5 protein-coding genes are annotated in these 3,872 nt (G+C 61.1%); 2 read left to right on the plus strand and 3 right to left on the minus strand.

Annotated elements, in window-relative coordinates; translation table 11 throughout:
• Positions 1-113 precede the first annotated feature (113 nt).
• A complete protein-coding gene (locus VK519_RS15800; protein WP_324351325.1) occupies positions 114-710 on the plus strand; it encodes a hypothetical protein in 597 nt (198 codons plus the stop codon).
• Positions 711-724: 14 nt separating this feature from the next.
• Here the strand turns inward: VK519_RS15800 and VK519_RS15805 are convergent, their stop codons facing one another.
• The 3 genes from VK519_RS15805 to VK519_RS15815 form a co-directional block, all read right to left on the minus strand.
• Positions 725-1,006, minus strand: coding sequence for a type II toxin-antitoxin system RelE/ParE family toxin (locus VK519_RS15805; RefSeq protein WP_324351327.1), 282 nt, complete (start codon positions 1,004-1,006; stop codon positions 725-727).
• 3 nt (positions 1,007-1,009) lie between these two features.
• A complete protein-coding gene (locus VK519_RS15810) occupies positions 1,010-1,474 on the minus strand; it encodes a hypothetical protein (RefSeq protein ID WP_324351329.1) in 465 nt (154 codons plus the stop codon).
• A 95-nt stretch (positions 1,475-1,569) separates the two neighbouring features.
• Positions 1,570-2,955: an Hsp70 family protein gene (locus VK519_RS15815; RefSeq protein WP_324351331.1), complete on the minus strand. Its 1,386-nt coding sequence runs from the start codon at positions 2,953-2,955 to the stop codon at positions 1,570-1,572.
• A 659-nt stretch (positions 2,956-3,614) separates the two neighbouring features.
• Between VK519_RS15815 and VK519_RS15820 the strand changes: the two genes are divergently transcribed.
• Positions 3,615-3,872: alpha/beta fold hydrolase (locus VK519_RS15820; protein ID WP_414692761.1), on the plus strand; the 258-nt coding region annotated here is incomplete at its 3' end.

Here is a 3,872-nt window from a genome sequence, read left to right on the forward strand (position 1 = left end):
CCAATAGCACCGAGTTGCAGGTGCCCAGTCTAAACCGCATACCGCGCTTTATCATCGGCGACCGCTGATAGATACTCCCCAACGAGCCGCGTACGCCGCCGGGGGCGCCACCCATGCATACATCGATCAGCGCGCTGGATATCTATCCCAACGTACGCACGCTGTTGGGGATGATCGTGGGCCTGGCGCTTGCCCACATGCTTACCCAGTTCGCGCGCATCATCGAGTTCAACCGCTGGCGCCGGCTCTATTGGCCGCACATGGTGTGGGCGGCCTTCATGCTGGTGTACATCATCCACTTCTGGTGGTGGCAGGTGCGCCTGTCGGCGTTGCCGACGTGGACGTTCGGCGTGTTCGCCTTCATCGTGTTTTATGCGCTACTGGTATTCCTGGCCTGCACCGTGGTGCTTCCGGCGAGCCTCAGCGACGGGCGCACCACAGACGATCAATCGCACTATTACGCGCGGCGGGGATGGTTCTTCGGCCTGGTGGCGGCGATCTACGTGGTCGACGTATTTGACTCGCTACTCAAAGGAAGCACATTCGTGGCATCTCTTGGCACGGAGTATTACCTGCGCAACGGAGCCTATGTGTTACTGGCACTCATTGCCACGCGGACACGCAACGAGCGATATCACCAGGCATTCGCCGTACTGGCATTCGCCTACCAGTTGGCGTGGATTGTGCGGCGATATGAGGTATTCGGCTGATCAACTTGCGACCGTCAAGGCCATGCCTGTGAGCCGTGCAGGAATGCAACTATGTTGATCCGCCTAACGCGCAACATCACAACGTAGACAGCGATATAAGGCGTTCGGGTGATGACGAACTCGCGCGTGCCTGATACGCGCCCTCGCCGTCCCGCGTGCGGGTGCTGCATTAAAATATGCAATTGACGATCGATTTCGTCCATCTGATCCCAAGCGGCCATCGGGTTGTCGGCCAGGACGTATTCGATGGAATCGTTTCTTGCTTGTTCGGCGCGCGGCATCCATACCAGCTCCATGCATCATTCCTTGCTTGCGATGAGCGCCTTTATCCTCTCACGCTGACGCTGCATGTTTTTCCGCACTTCTTCGTGGGGAATTGCCTCGATGGAAGAGTTCTCTACGTCCAGTAAGGCGTCAGCGACTTGTTGGCGAAACCAGCGGTCATGTTCAGCCGCTGCATGAGTGCGCCTAAGGGCTTCGGCGCGGTCAGGCCGTGTTCGTGCGGTCCCCTTGTCAGCCGGATCCCATTCGCCGACATCGAACCCACCGACAAACAAACCAAGCCCTCGTAGTAGTACGAGAGCCTGCAGCGGATTGCCAAAGCGCCGCGGCTCCGTGCTTCGAGCCTTTGCAAGTAAAGCCTCGCTACCGTTTCGCGTTCCTACTTGTACAAAGAATGACGCGCCCTTGGCGGTTAGAGTCACTGTCTCCACACCACCTGCAAGGCTCGCTGTTCGAAGTTGTTCAAGAGTGAGGGTCTGCACGGCTCGTTACCTATCGATTGCTATCTATTGTTAACGTACACAGATAACAATTAATGTGCAAGCGGGCGGTCGCCTAGAATCGAGGAAGGAAAGCCTCACGGCGGCATTCCATCAAGCTCCGCCGCAGCCACGGCCAGGCCCGACACCACGCCCAGTGATGGATCACCCTTCACTAGATTGATCTGGGGGAAGCTCTCGCGCACCGCAGCCTGCACCGCGGGCGAACGCGAGGTGCCGCCGGTAAGGAACACGCTGGCGGCGGTGTCGGCGTTGGCCAGGTCACTGCGAACGTCATCGAGGGTGCGCTTGAGTCGGTTGATGAAGGGCGAGATCGCCTCGATCAGCTCTGGCTGGGTGGTGTCCGCACCAAGGCCGGCTTCAAGGAAGCCGAGGTCGGAGTGGTGCGCAGCATCGGCCGACAGCAGGATCTTGGTGCGCTCGGCTTCCTGGTTCAGCCGCGTGGTGGCACCGGGCTTCTGCAGATTGCGCAGGCGCGACTGCCATGGCTCGTCGACGAAGCGGTAATCCTGCCTGCGGAATTCCCGCTGCTTGGGAAGGTTATGCACGCTTGCCGCTTCGACGAAGTGGTGCACGGGCACCTTGGCGATGTTGTTGCCCAGGAGCGGCATGAAGGCATGGACGGAGAGGTTCACGTCAAGGTCCGTGCCGCCCTTGGGCAAGCCCCAGCTGCGGGTGATCTCCGGGTGCTGGCCACCGCCGAGTTCGGCGAAGGCGACGTCGGTGGTGCCGCCGCCGATGTCCACGATCAGGGCGCGCTGCCGGGTGGCAAGGCTCTTGTGATAGTGCATGGCCGCCGCGGCGGGTTCCTCAAGAAAAGAAACCTCATCGAAGCCTGCCACCGCCGCGGCCTCGCGAAGCAGCTCCACGGCCTGCTCGGAGCCGCGCTCGCCCATCGACGAACGGAACTGCACCGGTCGGCCGATCACTGCGCTTCGTACCGGTTCGCCCAGCTGCCGGCTGGCCGTGAGGCGGATGTGCTCGAGGATGTGCGTGGCGATGTGCACGATCACCCTGCGAACCTGGGAATCCATGCGGAAGCCCAGCATCGATTTGGGTGACTCGATCAGGTTGCCGTCGCCGTACTCAAGGTAGGCGTCCACGGCCTCGTCGCCGAAAAGAGCGTGCTGGAAGCTTTCCAGCGTAGCCGTGGGCGAGTTGCGCGCGCGTTCTTCCAGCCACAGTCGGCGCACCAGGCGCACGGCGTCACGGCGCAGGTCATCGTCGCTGCGCACGGCACCGCCGAACTGCCGCTGCTGGGTTCGCAGGTCCCGCACTTGCGCCTCGACGTCGGCCTCGAGCACCGGAGTTAGCGTGAAATCGTTGGGGTCGGGTACGACCTCTGGGAAAAATACCGCCGTGCGGAATTGCGCCGAGTCGCCGAAACGGATGATTTCCAGTTCGCCATTGCGGTAAGTCGCGGCGGCCGAGTAACTGGTGCCGAAGTCGATGCCGATATGCATGATGCCTGGATCCAACGGCGCGCTAAACGCTTACGCACGCTCAAGTGAGTTCACCAACGCCGCTTGCGACCTGGAGCGTGCCGACCTTCCGGTATCGCCAGGGTAATCAACAATTTTGACGGTCTGGATAAGGCTTGTCCAGGCGAGCTCTTTGACCCCTGCGAAACCTGAGCTTCCTTGGATTGAAAATTACTGCATAACTTTGAGACAGTTCTGATGGAATTGCCTCGTCGCGTTTGCGAAGATTTATGGGTTGCCGGCGTGCCGGTAACGATTGGGTATCAGAACCCAATACACATAATCGACCACCGCAGGTCACTCCTGCGGTGGTCGAGGCCATCCGCCTTCGGGCGGGCAGCCAGGCGGGCGCAAGCCCGGCCGTTTATGTGTACGGTTTCTGATCCTGGCTGCCCGCCACCACTTTCGTGGCCGGCACAAGATGACATGCGTGGCCACTCACGCTACCCATGCCAGAAGTTCATTGGCGAACGTATTCCGCCCTGCTTACTATCCAAGCGCATGCAGGCCGCCGGCCCGCAGTTGGGAGGGTATCCGTGCGAGTCGCATTACTTTTGACCATGGCATCGATCTGCTTTTGTGTTGGCGCATCGGTCGCGCGCGCAGAAGACGCCCCGTCACCGAAGAACCGCGCCGAGGCCGTGCAGATCATCGCCGACCTTCGCCATATCGTCACGCCCCAAGGTATCGAGCGACACGAGAAGGTCCGCATCGGCGGCATCGACCAGTGGGTGAGCATCCGCGGCAACGACAAGCGCAACCCCATCCTGCTGATGGTCCACGGCGGTCCTGGCTGGGTATCGATGCCCACCAGTTGGTACTTCCAGCGCGGCTGGGAGGAATACTTCACCGTCGTGCAATGGGACCAGCGCGGCGCCGGCAGCACCCGCCGCCGTCGC

The sequence above is a fragment of the Pinirhizobacter sp. genome (assembly GCF_035317885.1).
Classification (GTDB): Bacteria; Pseudomonadota; Gammaproteobacteria; order Xanthomonadales; family Rhodanobacteraceae; genus Pinirhizobacter.

Bases quoted from the DNA above. Each gene is read 5' to 3' on its own strand.
- VK519_RS15800 (WP_324351325.1), top strand. From the start codon at position 114: ATGCATACATCGATCAGCGCGCTGGATATCTATCCCAACGTACGCACG.
- VK519_RS15805 (WP_324351327.1), bottom strand. From the start codon at position 1,006: ATGGAGCTGGTATGGATGCCGCGCGCCGAACAAGCAAGAAACGATTCC.
- VK519_RS15815 (WP_324351331.1), bottom strand. From the start codon at position 2,955: ATGCATATCGGCATCGACTTCGGCACCAGTTACTCGGCCGCCGCGACT.